The sequence below is a fragment of the Pradoshia sp. Z6_59 genome (assembly GCF_058267515.1).
Window position 1 is genome coordinate 128818 of sequence record NZ_JBZCPP010000006.1, and the last position, 18099, is coordinate 146916.

20 protein-coding genes are annotated in these 18099 nt (G+C 36.8%); 6 read left to right on the forward strand and 14 right to left on the reverse strand.

What is annotated here, in order from left to right:
• Positions 1–157: 157 nt before the first annotated feature.
• Positions 158–622, forward strand: a complete 465-nt coding sequence (locus AC4D4B_RS08490; protein ID WP_490995312.1) for a DinB family protein — start codon at positions 158–160, stop codon at positions 620–622.
• Positions 623–924: 302 nt separating this feature from the next.
• A complete protein-coding gene (locus tag AC4D4B_RS08495) occupies positions 925–2148 on the forward strand; it encodes a NupC/NupG family nucleoside CNT transporter (protein WP_490995313.1) in 1224 nt (407 codons plus the stop codon).
• A 237-nt stretch (positions 2149–2385) separates the two neighbouring features.
• On the opposite strand, the gene AC4D4B_RS08500 is transcribed toward AC4D4B_RS08495, so the two are convergent.
• Together AC4D4B_RS08500 and AC4D4B_RS08505 are read right to left on the reverse strand one after the other, a co-directional pair.
• On the reverse strand, positions 2386–3669 hold the full coding sequence (locus AC4D4B_RS08500; protein ID WP_490999660.1) for a C40 family peptidase: 1284 nt from the start codon (positions 3667–3669) through the stop codon (positions 2386–2388).
• Positions 3670–4041: 372 nt separating this feature from the next.
• Positions 4042–4551, reverse strand: coding sequence for a response regulator transcription factor (locus AC4D4B_RS08505; RefSeq protein WP_490999661.1), 510 nt, complete (start codon positions 4549–4551; stop codon positions 4042–4044).
• Positions 4552–4647: 96 nt separating this feature from the next.
• On the opposite strand from AC4D4B_RS08505, the gene AC4D4B_RS08510 reads away from it, so the two are divergent.
• The gene (locus AC4D4B_RS08510) at positions 4648–5094 is read left to right on the forward strand and encodes a hypothetical protein (RefSeq protein ID WP_490999662.1); all 447 of its coding nucleotides are present in this window, start codon (positions 4648–4650) and stop codon (positions 5092–5094) included.
• Here the strand turns inward: AC4D4B_RS08510 and AC4D4B_RS08515 are convergent.
• From AC4D4B_RS08515 to AC4D4B_RS08535, 5 genes are all read right to left on the reverse strand, one after another.
• Positions 5081–5587, reverse strand: coding sequence for a DUF1643 domain-containing protein (locus tag AC4D4B_RS08515; protein WP_490995317.1), 507 nt, complete (start codon positions 5585–5587; stop codon positions 5081–5083). The genes AC4D4B_RS08510 and AC4D4B_RS08515 overlap by 14 nt on opposite strands.
• A gap of 98 nt (positions 5588–5685) precedes the next feature.
• Entirely contained in the window at positions 5686–6999 is a 1314-nt protein-coding gene (locus AC4D4B_RS08520; protein ID WP_490999663.1) for a DUF4179 domain-containing protein, read from the reverse strand.
• Positions 6992–7510, reverse strand: coding sequence for a sigma-70 family RNA polymerase sigma factor (locus AC4D4B_RS08525; protein ID WP_490995319.1), 519 nt, complete (start codon positions 7508–7510; stop codon positions 6992–6994). The genes AC4D4B_RS08520 and AC4D4B_RS08525 overlap by 8 nt, the downstream gene beginning before the upstream one ends.
• Before the next feature lie 151 nt (positions 7511–7661).
• On the reverse strand, positions 7662–7994 hold the full coding sequence (locus AC4D4B_RS08530; protein WP_490995320.1) for a hypothetical protein: 333 nt from the start codon (positions 7992–7994) through the stop codon (positions 7662–7664).
• A gap of 34 nt (positions 7995–8028) precedes the next feature.
• A complete protein-coding gene (locus AC4D4B_RS08535) occupies positions 8029–8931 on the reverse strand; it encodes an AEC family transporter (protein WP_490999664.1) in 903 nt (300 codons plus the stop codon).
• 170 nt (positions 8932–9101) lie between these two features.
• Here AC4D4B_RS08535 and AC4D4B_RS08540 point away from each other — a divergent pair, with 170 nt between their 5' ends.
• The gene (locus AC4D4B_RS08540; RefSeq protein ID WP_490995322.1) at positions 9102–10358 is read left to right on the forward strand and encodes an MDR family MFS transporter; all 1257 of its coding nucleotides are present in this window, start codon (positions 9102–9104) and stop codon (positions 10356–10358) included.
• Positions 10359–10533: 175 nt separating this feature from the next.
• Here AC4D4B_RS08540 and AC4D4B_RS08545 read toward each other — a convergent pair whose 3' ends face one another.
• Complete coding sequence (locus AC4D4B_RS08545; RefSeq protein WP_490999665.1) at positions 10534–10953, reverse strand: hypothetical protein; 420 nt, start codon at positions 10951–10953, stop codon at positions 10534–10536.
• Between the two features lie 198 nt (positions 10954–11151).
• Here AC4D4B_RS08545 and AC4D4B_RS08550 point away from each other — a divergent pair, with 198 nt between their 5' ends.
• Positions 11152–11322: a hypothetical protein gene (locus AC4D4B_RS08550; RefSeq protein ID WP_490995324.1), complete on the forward strand. Its 171-nt coding sequence runs from the start codon at positions 11152–11154 to the stop codon at positions 11320–11322.
• Positions 11323–11407: 85 nt separating this feature from the next.
• Here AC4D4B_RS08550 and AC4D4B_RS08555 read toward each other — a convergent pair whose 3' ends face one another.
• Positions 11408–11725: a hypothetical protein gene (locus AC4D4B_RS08555; protein ID WP_490995325.1), complete on the reverse strand. Its 318-nt coding sequence runs from the start codon at positions 11723–11725 to the stop codon at positions 11408–11410.
• A 105-nt stretch (positions 11726–11830) separates the two neighbouring features.
• Positions 11831–12106: a DUF2187 family protein gene (locus AC4D4B_RS08560; RefSeq protein ID WP_490995326.1), complete on the reverse strand. Its 276-nt coding sequence runs from the start codon at positions 12104–12106 to the stop codon at positions 11831–11833.
• Between the two features lie 191 nt (positions 12107–12297).
• Between AC4D4B_RS08560 and AC4D4B_RS08565 the strand changes: the two genes are divergently transcribed.
• Positions 12298–13068 carry a DUF4931 domain-containing protein gene (locus AC4D4B_RS08565; protein WP_490995327.1) on the forward strand — a complete coding sequence of 257 codons (771 nt, stop codon included), beginning with the start codon at positions 12298–12300 and terminating at the stop codon, positions 13066–13068.
• Between the two features lie 162 nt (positions 13069–13230).
• Here AC4D4B_RS08565 and AC4D4B_RS08570 read toward each other — a convergent pair whose 3' ends face one another.
• The 4 genes from AC4D4B_RS08570 to AC4D4B_RS08585 are packed head-to-tail and all read right to left on the reverse strand — an operon-like array spanning position 13231 to position 18069.
• Entirely contained in the window at positions 13231–14226 is a 996-nt protein-coding gene (locus AC4D4B_RS08570) for a glucosamine inositolphosphorylceramide transferase family protein (RefSeq protein WP_490995328.1), read from the reverse strand.
• A 16-nt stretch (positions 14227–14242) separates the two neighbouring features.
• The gene (locus AC4D4B_RS08575) at positions 14243–15793 is read right to left on the reverse strand and encodes a lipopolysaccharide biosynthesis protein (RefSeq protein ID WP_490999666.1); all 1551 of its coding nucleotides are present in this window, start codon (positions 15791–15793) and stop codon (positions 14243–14245) included.
• Positions 15794–15820: 27 nt separating this feature from the next.
• Positions 15821–17011 (reverse strand): glycosyltransferase, encoded by a 1191-nt coding sequence (locus AC4D4B_RS08580; RefSeq protein WP_490999667.1) that lies wholly within the window; start codon positions 17009–17011, stop codon positions 15821–15823.
• Positions 17008–18069 carry a glycosyltransferase family 2 protein gene (locus tag AC4D4B_RS08585; RefSeq protein ID WP_490999668.1) on the reverse strand — a complete coding sequence of 354 codons (1062 nt, stop codon included), beginning with the start codon at positions 18067–18069 and terminating at the stop codon, positions 17008–17010. The genes AC4D4B_RS08580 and AC4D4B_RS08585 overlap by 4 nt, the downstream gene beginning before the upstream one ends.
• Positions 18070–18099 lie beyond the last annotated feature (30 nt).

The window sequence follows — 18099 nt, forward strand, 5'->3', positions numbered from 1 at the left end:
CAAAAAGGTGTCCTGGCAGGAAATCCAGGACACCTTCTTCTTTACAGAGATAGATAATTACTGTACAAGAGTAACTTTAGTATTCTCACTTTGGAGTTATGTGTTGAATATTAGACTTATAACAGAAAAACGTTTTCGGATGAGGAGGACTGATAGTATGCTTCAAATGTTCTTATACAATTGGCAAGTTAGAGAAGACTGGTTTAAATGGTGTCAAAACGTTTCTAGTGAGGAATTGATAAAAAAACGCATCGGGGGAATGGGCAGTATATTACATAATTTATATCATGTCATTGATTGTGAACAAATATGGATTAATCAAATGAAAGGATCAGGAGTCGTTGTCAGAGATCTCACCACTATTACTGAATTGACAGATGTCATAGACTTTTCTAATGAAATTAAAAAACTCACTACAGAATTTATAAACCCCTGGGATTCACAAATGGACAATAAGATACTGAATATAACGAATAGAAACGGGCATACATTTTCCTTCACCTATGGAAAAATCCTCCGCCACATCATCACTCATGAAATACATCACGTTGGACAACTATCTGTTTGGTCAAGAGAATTAGATATAAAGCCTGTATCTTCCGATTTACTATTCAGAGATTAATCCCCCTCTCCTATTAAGAAGGGAACTTGACTTCTTGTTCCCTTCGAGTGTATCTGTATGTACTATTAAAGTTCAGGGCACCTTATTTAAGAGGTGATTTTATCCTCTCCTCACATAGATTCCATACACCGCTTTACACAAAAAAAGAGATACTCCATACAGTTTTCTTTTATTCATTCCGAAATACTACTATTTCAGTACACTCTGCTTGCAATATAAACATTAGATTGTTATATTAACAATTTGTATAATAGTAACAATTTTCTTTTTTTATGTAAAAAATACAATCATGGGGTGACATAATGAATTATCTATGGGGTTTGTTAGGAATTATTTGTATTTTAGGCATTGCTTTTCTTCTTTCCACTAACAAACGAAATATTAATATCCGTACAGTTGTCGTGGCACTAATTATCCAAATTTCTTTTGCATTCATTGTTTTAAAATGGCCGCTTGGACGAGCAGCCTTTCAGAAAGTAACCGATGTTGTAAACAACACGATTGGTTATGCTAATGAAGGAATCAGCTTCCTGGTTGGTGGACTTTATACACCAGAATCCGGGATTACACATGTTTTCTTATTTAATGTTTTAGGAATCATTATTTTCTTCTCTGCCTTAATCTCTGTTTTATATTACTTAGGAATTATGCAATTCGTAATCAAATATGTTGGTGGTGCCCTTTCAAAACTATTGGGTACTAAAAATGCAGAAACATTTAATGCAACTGCCAATATATTCGTAGGTTGTACGGAGGCCCCTCTCGTAATAAAACCATTCATTGAGAAATTAACGAAATCAGAATTGTTTTCTGTCATGGTATGTGGGTTAGCCTCTGTCTCCGGAAGTGTATTAGTAGGATATGCTTTATTAGGTGTTCCATTGGATTATTTACTTGCTGCCAGTATTATGTCAGCACCCGCGGGACTATTGCTTTCTAAGATCATGATTCCGGAAACCGAAGAAAGCCAGGAGGATGCGGAAGGCTTTGAGATGACAAAAGATGAAGAATCAACAAACGTAATCGATGCAGCTGCAAACGGAGCCTCAACAGGTCTTCAATTAGCTTTAAATGTTGGAGCTATGCTGCTTGCTTTTATCGCCTTGATTGCATTGTTAAATGGTATGTTAGGGTATATTGGCGGTTGGTTTGGATTTGATCAATTATCCATCGAGCTAATTTTAAGTTACATATTCGCACCATTAGCTTTTGTAATTGGCGTTCCGTGGAATGAAGCTCTGCAGGCTGGAAACTTCATCGGTCAAAAACTCGTCATTAATGAATTTGTTGCCTACAGTAATTTTGCACCAATGATTGATACAATGTCAGATAAAGCCGTTGTCATTATCAGCTTTGCATTATGCGGGTTTGCCAATCTTTCTTCTCTTGGAATCTTACTCGGTGGACTTGGCAAGCTAGCACCAAATCGCAGACCGGACATTGCCCGTTTAGGAATAAAAGCGATTATTGCCGGCGCATTGGCATCTTGTTTAAGTGCTGCTATTGCAGGCATGATTATTGGTTAATCATGCTCCGATAAAAATTTAATGATAAATCAAGAAATGAGGCTGCCTCGTAAGCAATTAATTGGCTTACTGGCGTCTCATTTTTTGTTAAGGATTTCCGTAAGTCCTTTAATCTGGTATTAAAGCTAGATTATTTTTTATTACTCTTAAAGCTCCATTCGTAAACTAATTGATCATAAAAGAAAAAGAGACGTCACTTTAATCATGACGTCTCTTCCCTATCAAGCTTTTTATTGATTAATGAACGCGCACTACACGTCCATTAAATTTTTGTTTCCAGTACCCTGTTTTAAGGCTGGCAATTGCTACACCAGTAGAGCTTTGGGAACCGATGAATTTTCCACCGCCAACATAAATGCCGACATGGCCATCTTTTTTATACGTATCGAAGAAAACCATATCTCCCGGTTGCATTTGGCTTGTTGGAATCTGTCTTCCTGCATATTTCAGAGCATCTGTGCTCGCTGGTACTGAGTATCCACCTTGTTTAAATGCCCAGCTAACAAAACCGGAGCAATCAAAGCGTCCTGCTGCAATATCAGCTTGTGTTCTTCCGCCGCCGAATACATAGACGGAGTTCCCAATATATTTATTGCCTGCAGTAATAACGGTTTGAATATTTTTATTTTGGGTAGAACTATTAGTAGAACTTGGCTTCTTATTAGAAGAGTTTGAATTAGCTGGTTTAGAGCTAGTTTGTTCGTTCTTCGAAGTGCTTACAGCTTCTTCTTTAGAGCTGGAATTCACTTTAGTTGTTGTTTCTTCTTTTTGAGTATTAGCGATCTTTTCAACTTTCTCTTTTACATTGGAAGTTTCTTTTACAACAACTGGCTCTACCACGATGTCGATATTTCTTGCTTTGGCTTCTGCCAATTGGCGTTGGCTTTCTTCTTCCTTAGCTTTAAGCTCTTCCTTTAAGGAATTTGTTTGATTTTGTTGTTGCTTAATATCCTGCTGCATTCCAACAAGCTCTGTTTTCATATCCTTTAAGCCAGCAAGCTTGTCTTCCACAGTTGCTTGTTTATCCTCAAGTTTCGTCTGATCTTCCTGAATTTCATCAATTAATTGACGATCCGCTTTAACAATTGTTGAAACTGCTCCGATTCGTTCAATAAAATCTCCAAAACTAGTAGATCCAAAAATGACCTCTAAATAGCTGACATTACCATTTGTTTGCTGGTATGTAACAGCACGCTTCTTTAAAATTTCTTGGCGTTTTTCATTTTTTTCTTCCAGTTCGGCAATTTCTTTATCTAAAGTCTCTACTTGTTTTTCCGTTTTGACTATATCTTCTTCTGTTTTATTAATCATACTTTGATTATCTTTAACAGCCTGGTTTATTTGAGAAATACGAGTATTAAGAGTAGAGATTTCAGCTTGTACCTCATTTAAAGCAGCTTGAGCTTTATCAACCTCAGCTTGCCTGGCCGGGTCTTTTGCAGCACTTGCTGATGGAATGCCTATGTAACTGCTGAACCCAAGCAATAAAGCCGTACTTAGCGCAATAATTCTTTTATTCATCATTAAGATATTACCTGCTTCCTAGTTTTTTAATTTATCGGGTCTTTCATACCATTTCTATTTATCTATTTATCTAACATGGATAAGTATATCATGCTAATTTAACAAATAAGTTATAGTAATATTACAATTATGTTTCAAAAACATGTTACAAGTTTTTATTTTGTAATAATAGGGTATAAATAATTTCGATTCTATAAAAAAACTTACAAAAGGTAATTTATTTAGTAAAATAAATGTAAATTACTTTTAACAGAAGAAGAAAATTAAGCTAAAATCCCGTGATTATTGGCGAATCAAACCTATTTTATTATTTTAATAAAACATCTAAACTATCCAAGTATTTTCTATGATCCTCTTATTTCCATATTTCTAATCTATAATCCCCATTCTAATAGCCTTTACAGCTACTTCTGTTCGATTTTTGGCATCCAACCTTCTCATAATAGTCGAAATATAGTCTCTGACTGTATACTCACTTAAATAAAGCTGAACAGCTGCCTCTGTTGTAGATGCTCCTGCAGCCAATAACTTAATAATATCAACCTCACGCGGAGAAAATAATAGTTTACGCTCCAAATCACTCTGTGTTACAGAATTTTCAGGGTTCGTAAACCTAAGCAATAGCTCTCCTGCACTTTGCCCAAATTTCATTAATGCGGGATACAAGCTCCTATCCCGCTCAAATTTCCGCCCTGGCCCTTTATCTAGTAAAATTCCGCCAATCATCTTACCTTCTTCCGGAACATAAATAGGGACAATTAACAGGGATACAAGATTAAATTGCTTAATAAATTTTTCAGGAAAACCATATGTGGCATCCTCTATATAAATAGGCTGAAAATTACGCAGCTCATTTCCTGCGGGTTTTAATTTATTCAAATAATGTGTCAGTGCAGGAATGTTTATGATTTGTTCCTGAATCTCTCTAACTTGCCTAACTTCTCATTTAGTTTTGATTCAGGCGTCGGTAGCCAGATGGAAGATAAAAGTGAAGAGGAATTAAAGGATATTATAAAAAATCTACAAGAAGGGACTAAAGACGAAAAAGAAGAAGAAGAAGAAGAAGAAGAAGAAGAAGAAGAAGAAGAAGCAAACGAGTCAGACGAGCAAGATAAAGAAGAAACGAATAAAGAGGAAGAATCGGACAAACCTTCGGGCGATCAACCTGCGACTGAACCTGAAACACCGGAAGCTGAGACACCGGCTACTGAACCTGCCCCGGATCCTGCTGTACCACCTGAACCAGAAGAGGAAGAAGACGGTGGAAATCCGGATGATGGGATAGAAGAACCTGAGCCTCCTGTTGACGATGGCACAGACGAAACTGAACTACCAACTCCGCCACCTGCTTCAAAAACTACTTATCTATCTATAAAGGAGCTGTCGAAACGAATCGACAGCTCCTTTGTCATGACGGTTTAAACGAACTTACATTTGGAAAGAGATAGGGTTGAACTGTCGTATCACTTCTTACAAACAACGGATGCAGGGGATGCCCATCTCTTGTTGTACCCAGGCAGTTAGGATCATATCCCTTAAACCAATCCGATAATTCCTGATAATCTTTGTGAAGGATGGTACAGTTTTCTCCCCAGCCAACGATAATTTCGGAACCGCTGTGTAAGGCATTTTCTAAATAGAAGCGATTCTCAGGGCCTGTAGCCTCCTCCAAGGACAGATTCCTGAGATCTCTCCATCCCCTGCTACGATACGCAAATACATTTACCAATTCCACAGAGCCGCAATCTAATTTCTTAGCAAATGAAACACAGCGCATAGTCGTCCGGTCATCCACCCTGTCATCAGCCTCGCTTGGGTGTAAAAGAACAAAGACAGCTTTTCTTAAATTGTAATCATCCCATTCCCTCTTTAGGGAATATCGATAATTTCCTTTTATGATGGCACTCCTTTTCAATCGATTTCCCCCTTTCCGTTCCTATTATTATGTATAAGCTCCTGAGGTGACTTTTATGATAAAATTGGCCAACAATCACTGAGGACAATTTTGGTCCATTATTTTATTTGGAGCTTGACTTGTTGTTTGTGGGTAAGCGGGTAACCGCCAATTTCCAAATGAATTGGGCCTTTTGTTACTTTTTCAGGTTGAAATTCCACTCTTACTTCTTTTCTCTCTATTCCTTCACTTGACCTGAACGACTGTTTGTGCCCGGTAATATCATTACCGGCTCCATCTGTGACTAATCCAATATTCAAACCATTATGATTATCAGGAGTATCTAGCTGAACAACGATTTCCCGCCCTTCGATTTTTGCTGACTGAATGATTCCATCCGCTGGGTATTTTAAAAGATGACCGTCTTTTTCATCAATTTGAATCGTAACATCTTCCTTATTTAATGCATGGATTCCGTCAAATACGATATAAAGCTCCTTTGAAGTATTAAAAAAATTACTTTCTATATAAACTAAATGTTCATCGTCATTTATATAGGAAGCCATTACTCCACTGTTCCCATTTCCCCACTCTTCACCTTTCTCATCAACAACCCTTACATTTTCAAGGACAAAAATACGCTTTGTATTTGCCTTATCATAGCTAATACTTATAACCATACTCAGCGGGTATGTGTCCACTTTTGTAAAAGTGATAACCTGATTATCTACTTTAACTGTTTTATTTATCCGTATTTCCTTATGCTGATTCTTATAGATAGAGTGATCAATGGATAAGGGAAAATGGAATGTATTTAATAACTTATCGCTCTGATCAACTTCAAATGAAATTTTAATATCACTTTCCTCATTCAGCGATTCATCAAATTTAAATCTTACACTTGTAGAGTTCTCTTCCTCCATAGATGAAGATGGATAGTATACAATAGAGAGTTCATCTTTTTCCTTTCCATCTACAATCAGTTCAATATTGCGAATACTTATATTCTCCCTTTCTTCTTGTGCCTCTACTTTATAAAAAACAACTAAATCATGATGATCGACAATCAATGATTCAACGGTAATCTCTACGCCATTACTTTCTTTTTTAAGTTCAATTTCCTGTAAAAAATCATTCTCCACAGCAGACATATAGCCTTTATCGTTTCGGATTAGATTGATAATTTTTTCTGCGCCCGGTATGGACAAGAGGGCATTTGCAAAGGACGGTGATACTCGCACCAGGCTAATGCAAGACAGGAGTACAATAGCAGCCGCTGCCAATCCTGAATATTTTATAAGTCTTTTTCTCTTCTTGTGTTTTGCTTTACTAAAGCCTGAGTGAATGGCTGCGGAAACTTTTTCGTTTGGTACAGGCACATATTCCATTTGTTTTTTTAAATCCAATAATTCTTGTCTCTCTTTTTCATACATGGCGGGCACCTCCCGATTCCTTCATTAGTTCCTTGAGCTTCCGAAGGCCTCTGTAAAGTCTGGTTTTAACCGTACTTTGCGGGCATTCACATATCTCGGCAATCTCACGTATGGGCAGGTCCCGTAAATACTTTAATACGATCATTTCACGTGATGGTTCATCAAGGAACATGAGAGCTTCTTCTATTTCAAGCTGACCATAGTCATCCGTATGGACCATTTCCTGTCCAATGAAATGATGGTGTATTTTTTTGGCCTTCAATTCATTTGAACAAACGTTTAATAAAATTCTTACAAGCCATGTGGAGAAATAGGATGGCTCTCGCAGCTTTTTAATTGAACGGTATGCTCGAAAAGTCGTTTCCTGGATAGCTTCCAGAGCTTCCCCTTCATTTTTTAAATAGACAATGGCCATTCGATACAGCTGTTCCTTATGAAGATCTAATAAAGTTAAAAATGCTGTATCATCCCCTTTTATAGCCTTTTGTACTAAAGAAAGATCTTCATGCATGCGGCACCCCCTGTTTTTTCTCTCTATCTATTAGACCGTTTATCCTGGATAAAAGTTTCATTTTTTATAAAATTTACCATATTTTTATAGTTAATAAGATTTATAGCATAAAAAAAAGACCTCAAAAGCAAGAGGTCAATAATTTATAAATCTAATTAGAGGACATAAAGTATAGAAGGGTTATCAATGGAAATATCATAAATGCTATATTTAATATCTGAGTAAACCATAGAACCATAGACTTTTTATGAGCAATTTTATTAATATATAGAAAAGAAGCTGCACCTATAGCACAGGGGATCAAGCCTAATAATGGATACCTTTGAGGATCTGAGTTGACTGATTGGATAAGTGCTAGTATACATACTACCAAGCTTACCCCCATTAAAAGCGCTGGGATCCATACTTTATTTCTATTCATTCCCCATACCATCCTTTCCGCAGGACAACTAATATTTATATAAATTGATTCAATTAATCCCATTTTATGCACTCCACTATCTAATAAATCCTTCTCACTATAAAACAAAATAAAAAATGATTGGTAATGTGATTAAGCTAAGTATTGTACTTATAAATGTACAAACCGAAACAAATTCCGGCTTTGTATTAAACTGAATAGCATACATCGTCGTATTTGCAGCAGCCGGCATTCCCGCCATGATAATCATTAATTGTTTAAGCAAGGAATCAACTGGCAAGAGGATTGAAATTCCCCACGCTACAAGCGGTGCCATTGCCAATTTAATGATTAATGCATACGTAACCTTTTTATATTCAATATTCTTTAGGCTGATTTTAGCCAACTGCATGCCTAAAACAAGCATGATTGTCGGAATAGCAGCGCTTCCAACTAAATCAATGGTAGTCATTAAGGAATGAGTAACGGTAATACCCGTGTACTGAAATAACAGTCCAAAAATCGCTCCATATGCAACAGGCATACGTACTACTATTGCAAGTGTATCTCTAATCCCTCCGCCTATATCGCTTCCTCGCGCCGCTACATATACCCCAATTGTCGCCATCACAATACTTTGGGTGACCATTAAGATAATGGCATAATCAAATCCGGCAGCCCCAAACAACAATAACGCGACAGGTGTTCCATAATTACCATTGTTCATAAAAACTGAACCAAGAATAAGTCCGCAGGTTTCCTTTATGTTGTATTTATTTATAAAGGCAATAAAACATACAAAGATAATAAGTGCTATACAAAGCCCAAACGCGTAAATAACAATATAAAGATAATCTAACGTCAGTTCATTAGTATAAAATGTTTGAAACACCAGTAAGGGTGTCATTAAATAAAGGGACATCGTTGAAATCGTTTTCGGATCAAACCCTATCTTCTTCTCGCCTATAAATCCTAAAGCAAATATAACAAATACCGGAATCAATACATTAAAAAACTCCATCTGCTTACCTTCTCTCTGGTTGAAACTATCATCTTTCACACACCATTATACCAATATTTTCCTATAAAACTTCAAAATATTTTAAATTTTTTAAACAGTCATTTTCTTTTACTTATTTATCTATTAAAATAGAAATTATTGGAATTTAATTAAGGAATCAGGGAGGCATTATGCAGTCTTTCAAAAATTTATTTAGTCCATATCGGGGGTTACCCAAAGAAATCTATATCATATTCTTTGCGCGAATTATTAATAGTCTGGGAGGGTTTGTACATCCGTTACTTGTTTTAATCCTCACCCAGAAGATTGGCATGGATAGTGCCCAAGCTGGACTATATGTTACTTTAGTCAGCGTTATTTCTGCACCAAGTATGATTTTAGGCGGAAAGCTGGCAGACACTTTGGGAAGAAAATTTATTATTGTTGTTTCACAAGGTCTAGGAGGCATAACCGTTATATCCATAGGTTTAATAGAGCCTTCGATGACCATGGCCTATTTGCTTATGTTATCATCACTCTTCTTTGCTTTGTGCTCACCTGCCTACGATGCACTATTGGCGGATTTAACTACCCCAGAGAATCGGAAGGGTGCTTATTCATTAACCTATATGGGTTTTAATTTAGGTTTTGCAGTTGGTCCAATTATGGCCGGTCTACTATATAAAAATCATTTAGATCTTGTTTTCATCATAGATGGTATCGCTACTCTCTTAGCTACAACATTGATTTTTATTTTTATAAAAGAGACAAAAACCAAACATATTTCGGTAACAGAGAAAACGGAAAGAAACCTTGAGCAACATGTAGAAGGATCTGTTTTTAAAGTGCTGAAGGCAAGGCCTATATTAATTATGTTCGCTTTTATTCTATTATGTATTGAATTTGAATACGCACAATGGGCATTTACCATACCTCTGCACTTAGAGGAGCTATTTAATGATTCTGGTGCAGCTTATTACGGAACACTTGCCGCATTTAACGGTATATTGGTTATCTCGTTTACGCCGATTATTACGAAACTGACAAATAAAATAAGGCCTATAAAAGTGATAGCTACCGGAGCCTTGTGCTATGCTTTTGCCTTTGGTATGCTCGCCTTCACCACGATTCTTCCTTTCTTCTATGTATCTATTTTTATCATGACTATTGGAGAAATCATGATTGCGATCAATGCTTCGACCTTTATCGCTAATCAAACACCAGCTTCGCACAGAGGCAGAGTAAGCAGTATTCTTCCACTGGTAATTGGCGCCGGATATGCAACAAGTCCAATGATTATGGGAAGCTTTATTGCAGCTTACTCGATTACATCAGCCTGGATGGTAATTGGATCCCTCGGATTCATTTCAGCAGGACTTATGTGGATGCTGCAGAAGAAAGATTTAACCAATCAGCCTGACACCGACCATGTGAAGGTTGGTGCTTAATCTAATAGCACATAGAGGGGGCAATCACATTCTCTTTTCATCATGTGATTGCCCCTTTAATGGATGATAGCAAACTGCTAGTACTGAATAACGTTAAGTGTTTCACACACAAAAGCTATTCTCCTGTTAGCTCGGCTGACCTGGTTCCCTTCTTATTAGAAAGAGTATAGAAATGTTATTCTTTTTCAAGCCTTTCAACCCAAACAAAATATTCATAATCAGGAATAGGCATAATCATTCTTTTATCATTTTCTACTGCCGTTTCATTACTCACTCCTGCAACAAAAGTATTTGTTTTGGATGAATTTGTATCATGTTCACTTTTTGGTATAGGAATATTAATAGTGTCTTTTACATACCAATATAAATCATTACATCCTACATATGCCACAGCCCATTCCGTTTTATTATTCGCTTCCACTTCCAATACGTAAAAGCCTTGTTTTTGATTATCACTTGTTGAATTTAATATTTTTGTCATTTTAAATTTATCTTCTTTTGAATAATATGATTCTAAGGCTTCTTCTGGTGTACCAGCAAATCCACTACAAGCACACAAAAGCAAACTGCATGCTACTATGATTAGTTTTTTCATAAAATCCCTCTTTTTTGTTTTTCTCAACCTTGTCTCTTTTCTACCATAATAACAAATTTTACCATTAGTAAATACATAAATTTGGTACTTCCTATCTATATGTGCTTATATTCACAATGAAAACCGTCTCCTATCTTACAGGAGCTCTTCTCTATTGAAGTTATATTCTGGCCATTAATACGTTTTTGGGAATTATCGTTGGGAGAGGAATATGATTACAAAGTAAAAGGCGGCGGAGGTATGGATGGGCACATGAGCTTTAACTATGTAGTTTCTACTTTATTACCGGAATCTCTTCCTGAACTGACATTTAATTTTACTGAATATCAAACTCCTTTCAAAAGAAAAAACCAACAGGCCTTGAGATAAAAATATATTAAATGATTAAAGGACCAATCGCGGTCCTTTAATTTAAACATGAAGCCATAGTATGTATAAAGATCATAGTTGAGAATTAGCTAATTGATACATCCTCTTTTGAAACGATTTCCCATCCATTAGCTGTAAGCTTATTTATATAGTCATTAAAACTAATTTCCTCTAATTCAATTGCCATTGGGCTAAGAGATACATAGCATTCATTATTCTCATAATTAACAGTCACCTTCACAACCTCGTATCCATTGTGAAATCCGGGATCAAACCCAGGATCTTCAATTATGTCTCCTATTACCGGACGGATAGTTGACTCAACTGTTTTCATCATCATTTCGCTTCTATTATTTTCTTTGTCCCTGGTAGAGGTTAAAAAGACGAATAAATTAATTTTCATATCTTGTCTCCTTCTTAAATGGTTTTAAAAACTTTAAAGACATGTTCAAGGATGATTTCATTGCACGTCTGGTTCTTTTACAATCACTTCCTGAGCTTTGTTAATTTAATGATAAACCTGATTACTGGATGCATTAATTTGTTGCTCACATACTCTTGCACGAATTTTTGTGGTCTCAATAATTTTATAATTACCATGTCTGACAACTGTTCTGGTTGTGTTGAGTTTCAATTCGTCTGCATATTCTTTAGAAATTTCCACAATACACGAAGCTTCCCTCAGTATTATAATTTCTCCAAAGATAAATAAATTTCCTCTTTTGAAGACAATCACATCACCTATTTCTCCTTGTACATATTGATCTCTATACTCGAAATCCATTTCACTACTCACCGTCCATGTTTTTATAATTAATCAACTAAAGATATATATTCATTGTTACTATCGACAGTTTTTTATGTATTTTTACACATTTTTTATTTCTATAATATGGTTAAAAAGATACAATCGTACATATCTTTAATTTATAATAAACATATCGAGTTTTAACAGTTAACGAGGTAGGTGCAAGTATGGATCAGCAACAATTATATTTTTCAAGTACAATTGGCAGTCAAAAGCCTGAAACTATCCGTAATAAAACAGCAGCCTGCCCCTTTTGCCAAAGAGATGAGCTTACCGATATTCTTGAGACAAAGGGAGATATCATTTGGTTGATGAATAAATATCCCACCCTTCTGGATACCTATCAAACGGTCATCATTGAAACCAATCAATGTCATGAAGATATAAGGGGATATGAACAAAAGCATATGCGTGAATTAATACGCTTCAGTATTGCCAAATGGCTTGAAGTCGAGAAGACTGGTGAGTATGAGTCCGTTATCTTATTTAAGAATCATGGTCCCTTTTCAGGCGGCAGCATTCAGCATGCCCATATGCAAGTCATTGGGATGAAACATGTAGATTACCATAAGAATATGGCTATGATTGATTTTGAGGGCACAGAGGTTTACAAGAAATCCGGTATTGAGTTAAATGTATCTAAGTATCCAGTTATCGGCTTTACTGAATTTAATTTAATATTGAACACTTTAGATGAGATTGATGATTTTGCTGATAAGCTTCAAATCCTGGTCCGTTATATTTTGGATGGTTTCCATAAGGGATGCACCAGCTATAACCTTTTCTTTTACCATTTTCACGACTTGATTATTTGCAAGGCCATCCCACGCTTTGTTGTATCTCCCTTGTTTGTCGGCTATAAGATTCCACAGGTCCTTATGGAAGATCGGCTCGATATCATTAGGAACGATTTATCCAGTTTACTCAGCCAGGCTTAGGCTTTTCGCAGGTCTTTCCTCCCGTCTTATAGCGGGAGGTTTTTGAATTTCAGTATTCATTGCTGATATAGGAACCAAATTAATAAAAACAGTATCATCAGGAACAACCAAAATACGACTTGGAAATATGGCCTTTTCAATACTAAGCCTCCACAGAATGAATTAGATGACCACAAACGCAAAAGTACTCTTCCAGAGCCAACTCCCATATTTATAACGCATATAATCTAATTTCCACAACAAATAAGGACGAGTCTCGAGTCTATGACCATCGACAGCGACCAGCCATTGATTTTCGCCCGTTTTCACCTGATCTATACTATGCATTCCATCCTTCCGCCAGTCATTCGTCTTTGTGCCATGTAAGACAAGATTAATCTCTCTCTCCTCATAGCAGCTATCATTAAGTTCTGTAATTTCAAATACTCTGACGGCACGTCCATATGTAGGCTTTCCATCCTGCGTATAACGATAAATTCTGTCGTTCTCAACAATCACTCTACCACCAAGCCGCGTAACATGATGATTATTGCATATCAGAGGGCTTTTTGGGTGCTCGCTCCAATCTTCCATTAAATTATTGGAATGAAATAGGTGCAGCTGTCCCTGTTTACTCGCAAACATCCACCATTTTTGATTGTAATAAAATAAACTGGGATCTGCATACTCTCCATTAACTAATTCCGAAACAACCTCCCACTCATCTGGAAATTTATTCGCTTTATAAAGGAGGATTTTACCCGCTTCAATCGTTTCCGGTATCATATAGCACTCTCCTCCATACTCAAATACATACGGATAGGATAAATGAAAGTTTTCACGCAATACCATCCGTCCATATTTCCATGTATGGCCATCCTCACTTTGAGCAAAGCTGATGACGCCCTTCATAGTCGATTTATCCAACACCTCAAAGAACATATAATAGGTAGAATTTCGGACGACAATAAACGGATCCGCAATGAACTCAGCCGGTAAATCTGTTACATCCGTGGCTTTTAATGTTGGGGTTTTCAGTACTTTTTCAGCCGGCTCTTCTGTGACGATAGAAGTGGATGAGAAAACTTTAATTGACCATACGCCGACGATAATCTTTCGTTTCCATAAAATTAAGCTGCTTCCTATAATAAGCAAGCAGCATACAGATAACAAACCCAATACCATCACCTTTTCATTATTTTATAAAGAATTTAGAGAGCTTTACTTCCTTCCCTCTCCAGAGAGCATGTAACACTACATCTTTGATATAAATAAATTCATTCGTTTTATAAAAAAGGGCCATATACACAAGACAAGGCACGAAGGCACTAATACAGCCTCTTGCCACTAAAGAAAAGAAAGTCTGTTCAAGAACCATTAAGTCTGCCACCCATACGGTAAGTATGCCTGTTCCAATCGTTAAACAAGCGTAGAATGTATAAGTCTTAAAATACGAAAATACTTGTTTATCGAACAGATGCTTATATACAAGCCTTGGTGAATTCCAAAAAACGGTTGTTAATGTACTAATGAGAGTCCCAAGGAAAATGCCAGGCAATCCTATGTACATCGCCAATAAACAAGAAGCAATTAAATTCACACCAGCCTCTAACAAAGTAAAATACTGGTCCTGAACAAATAGACCGCCCTTTACCTTAAAGATTAAGATGGAAGCTCTCATCCCCGTTACATAAAAATTCACCAGGATAAGGATATAGGTCAAGGAATCTAATAAATAACCACTTCCAAGCCACCAATTAATAAATGGCTCAAGCATACAGTATAAAAAAATGACACCAACCGAATAAATCCAAAAGTTTAAAAAGTAAGTGATTCGAAAAATGCTGTACCGCTTTTCTTTATTCTCGAGAGCAATTAAATTACCAACACTGGCGCCAAACCCATCTAAAAGAGGGGCCATGATGGTCCCCAATTGCCCTATAATCATCGTATAATTTGAATAAATACCAACTACCGTAACTCCAATAAAAGCAGAGATTAATAGATTATCCGTACTCGTTACACAAAAGCCTGATATAGTATGAAGAAATAAAGCTTTGATATTCGTAATCAGCTGCTTTCTTTCAATCTCATCCAATGAATAGCGAATTTTGGTTTTAATATAGGGATAACGTTTATTCACGATATTTCCGTTTATAAGTGTTTGAATAAGGAATAACCCAACCTCCACGATCAAATAGAGTAGGTAATCTTCGGTCCATAGTAATATTACAATTTTCCCTGCATATCCAAGCAGCTGAAAAAGAAAGTTAACTCGCATGATGACATATTCTTTTTGATCAGCAGTAATCAAGGATACTTTGTGAGCATTCAAATAGGCAATCACATTTTTGGCCACAAAAAGAAAGTAGGCAATGGTAATTGTCATGCCTACATCATGTTCCTTTAATAAATAGCCTAAAAAAGGATAAAAGATAAGGCTAATTATAAATATAATCCCTGCTAAAACCGCATAGGCTCTTTTATACAGCTGTATGAGAGCGATAATCTTAGGACGATCCTGCACAGCAAGTGGTTTGTATAAACTATAAACGATGCCCGCTCCAATCCCGCTCTCCACAAGCGCGAGCATGGCAAGTACATTTGTAAGTAAGCCATTAATACCGAGATAGGTAAGCCCCAGACTGTCTAAAAAGACTTTTCTTGAAATAAATCCAAGTATCGCAATAATGACCTGTGTACTTACACCGATATACATATTTTTAATTGAATGCTCAGTTCTCATCTTTCTCATCCTTCAAGTAGTGGCGGCTCAGTCAATTAACCGGTAAAAACGGTCGATATTCTCACTGTTTCCCTTTTTCTCCATCTGCAAGTTAGCAATCATCTGCTCACAAAGCAGCGGGTTTTGCATTAATTCCTTAATCCCCTCGTAAATAGCTCTCGGATTCATATCAACAACTAACCCATTAATCCCATGCCGTATTTGTAGATGAACAGATTCAAACCTCGTAGAAACAACAGGTATATTGAGAAGTCTCGCTTCAGCGATAGCCAATCCATATCCTTCAGTCCTTGAGGTTTGTACATAATAATCTGCATGCTTGATATAGGGGTATGGATTTTCTGTAACCCCCAGCAAAACAAAATGATTATCTAGTCCATTTCTTTTAATAAAGCCCTCAATCTCTTCCTGTAATGGCCCTTTCCCAAGAACATACCAACGAAATTGTACCCCATCCTCCTTTAACAGCTTGCATGCTTCAAGAGCCAAATCTAGTCCTTTTAGATACTCCAGACGCCCGATCGTTAATAGTGTAAATCCATTATTGAATGGATAATCCTCTACAATGGCATCTTCTGCCTTCCACTCTATCTCTGTGTCATCAATCAAATCGTAAACAACCTCGACTTTTTCAAGGAATTGAGGGAAAGTCTTAATAAATATGCTTTTTGCCGTATCGGATACAACCACAATTTTTTCATAGTGCTCATAAAATTTATCCTGATACTTTTTTTCGTTCGGATTAAGGTCATAACTGGCATTCACCCAGCTGAATTTTCGTTTAGCCTCCACTTTTTCAGCTACATAAAAATTAGGAACTCCCTGTGCGTAACTGATTGCGATATCATACTTTTCTGAACGTGACTTAAACCTTCCTGATACACTCTCCCAAAAAATTCTCGCCAGTTGAGGATTATTATAGGGTCTCAATCTGAGCCGGACCGAATAGGCGATTCTTGACCAAAGCATTCGATATTCCCTATGACTTATGGCATACCTTATAGCCTCGATAAAGCTTAGATTCGTAAAACGCATATATGGCAGGGGCGGCAGGAGCTTTACCTCAGCAGGCACCAATTTTTCAAGAGGACCTCCATAAGCAAATAAGAGTAATTCCACCGAGTACTTGGAATAATCGATTAGAGACAATAGTGTAATTAAGCTCTTTTCCGCACCCGCACAACTTAAGGAATCAATCACAAATAATACCTTCTTCATACGCTTACCCCTCTATCCTTCCGATCGGTCATGATTCGCTTGAGCCCTTTAGTTCTTGGAAGAAGACGCATCATTCGCATGCCCTTTTTTACGGCCAGAAATAGAATATATAAAGAGGGATGAAACTGAAAAAGAGTCAAATCCAGCTTGAGCTCCTTATTTTCAGCTACCGCCTTTTGTAATCGTGCATAGTTCTTTTCAATATACAGTTTGATCTCCGTACGATACATTCCGCTTAAATCTGTTTTTCTATTCCTTACTAGCAGCTGGTAATGAATTAAATGAGCCTTTACCATTTCCTTATAAGATTCATCTACCAGATGGCTGTAATATTTCTCTAAAAATTCATGGCGTTGTTTTAAACCTTGAAGAAAGTCCAAATTTTTCTTCGAATAGGAAGCAACGATACTCTCTGCATGCTGGTAATAATAATAAAGAGGTTCATGTGTAATTACGTAAGTATTCACCCTTTGCATCACGAGATGCGACCAAAATACATCCTCAAAAAAAATCCCCTTTTGAAAGGGGATATCTCTAATTAATTCTGTTTTATAAAGTTTTCCCCAGGCAAAGTTTTTCACGATTTGATTAACAACCAGCTCCTTCATTAGTTGTTGGTTATCCAATACAGTTGGCGGATCGTTCCGTTTTTCAAAACGTTCATCATACAGCAGATAATCCTTATATGCGTAATAATAGGATGTTTGTACAATATCTGCGTTATCCTGTTCTATTCTATCAACCAGCCTTTTCACCAGGGCCGGATTAATCCAATCATCTCCATCCACAAAGAATGTGTAGTCACCGCTCGAATAATCCATTCCTGTATTTCTCGCGTCTGAGACACCGCCATTTTCTTTATGAACCGGAATGATTCTATGATCACGTTCGCCATAATAGTCAATAATTTCTCCGCAGGAATCCTTTGAGCCATCGTTGACCAGGATAATTTCGATATTTTGATAGGTTTGGGCAATCAGACTTTCAATACAGCGCGGTAAATACTTCTCCACCTTGAAAATTGGTACAATGATACTCACCTTTTTCTGTTTCAACATCCTACTTCAATCCTTCGCTTCTCAAATAGA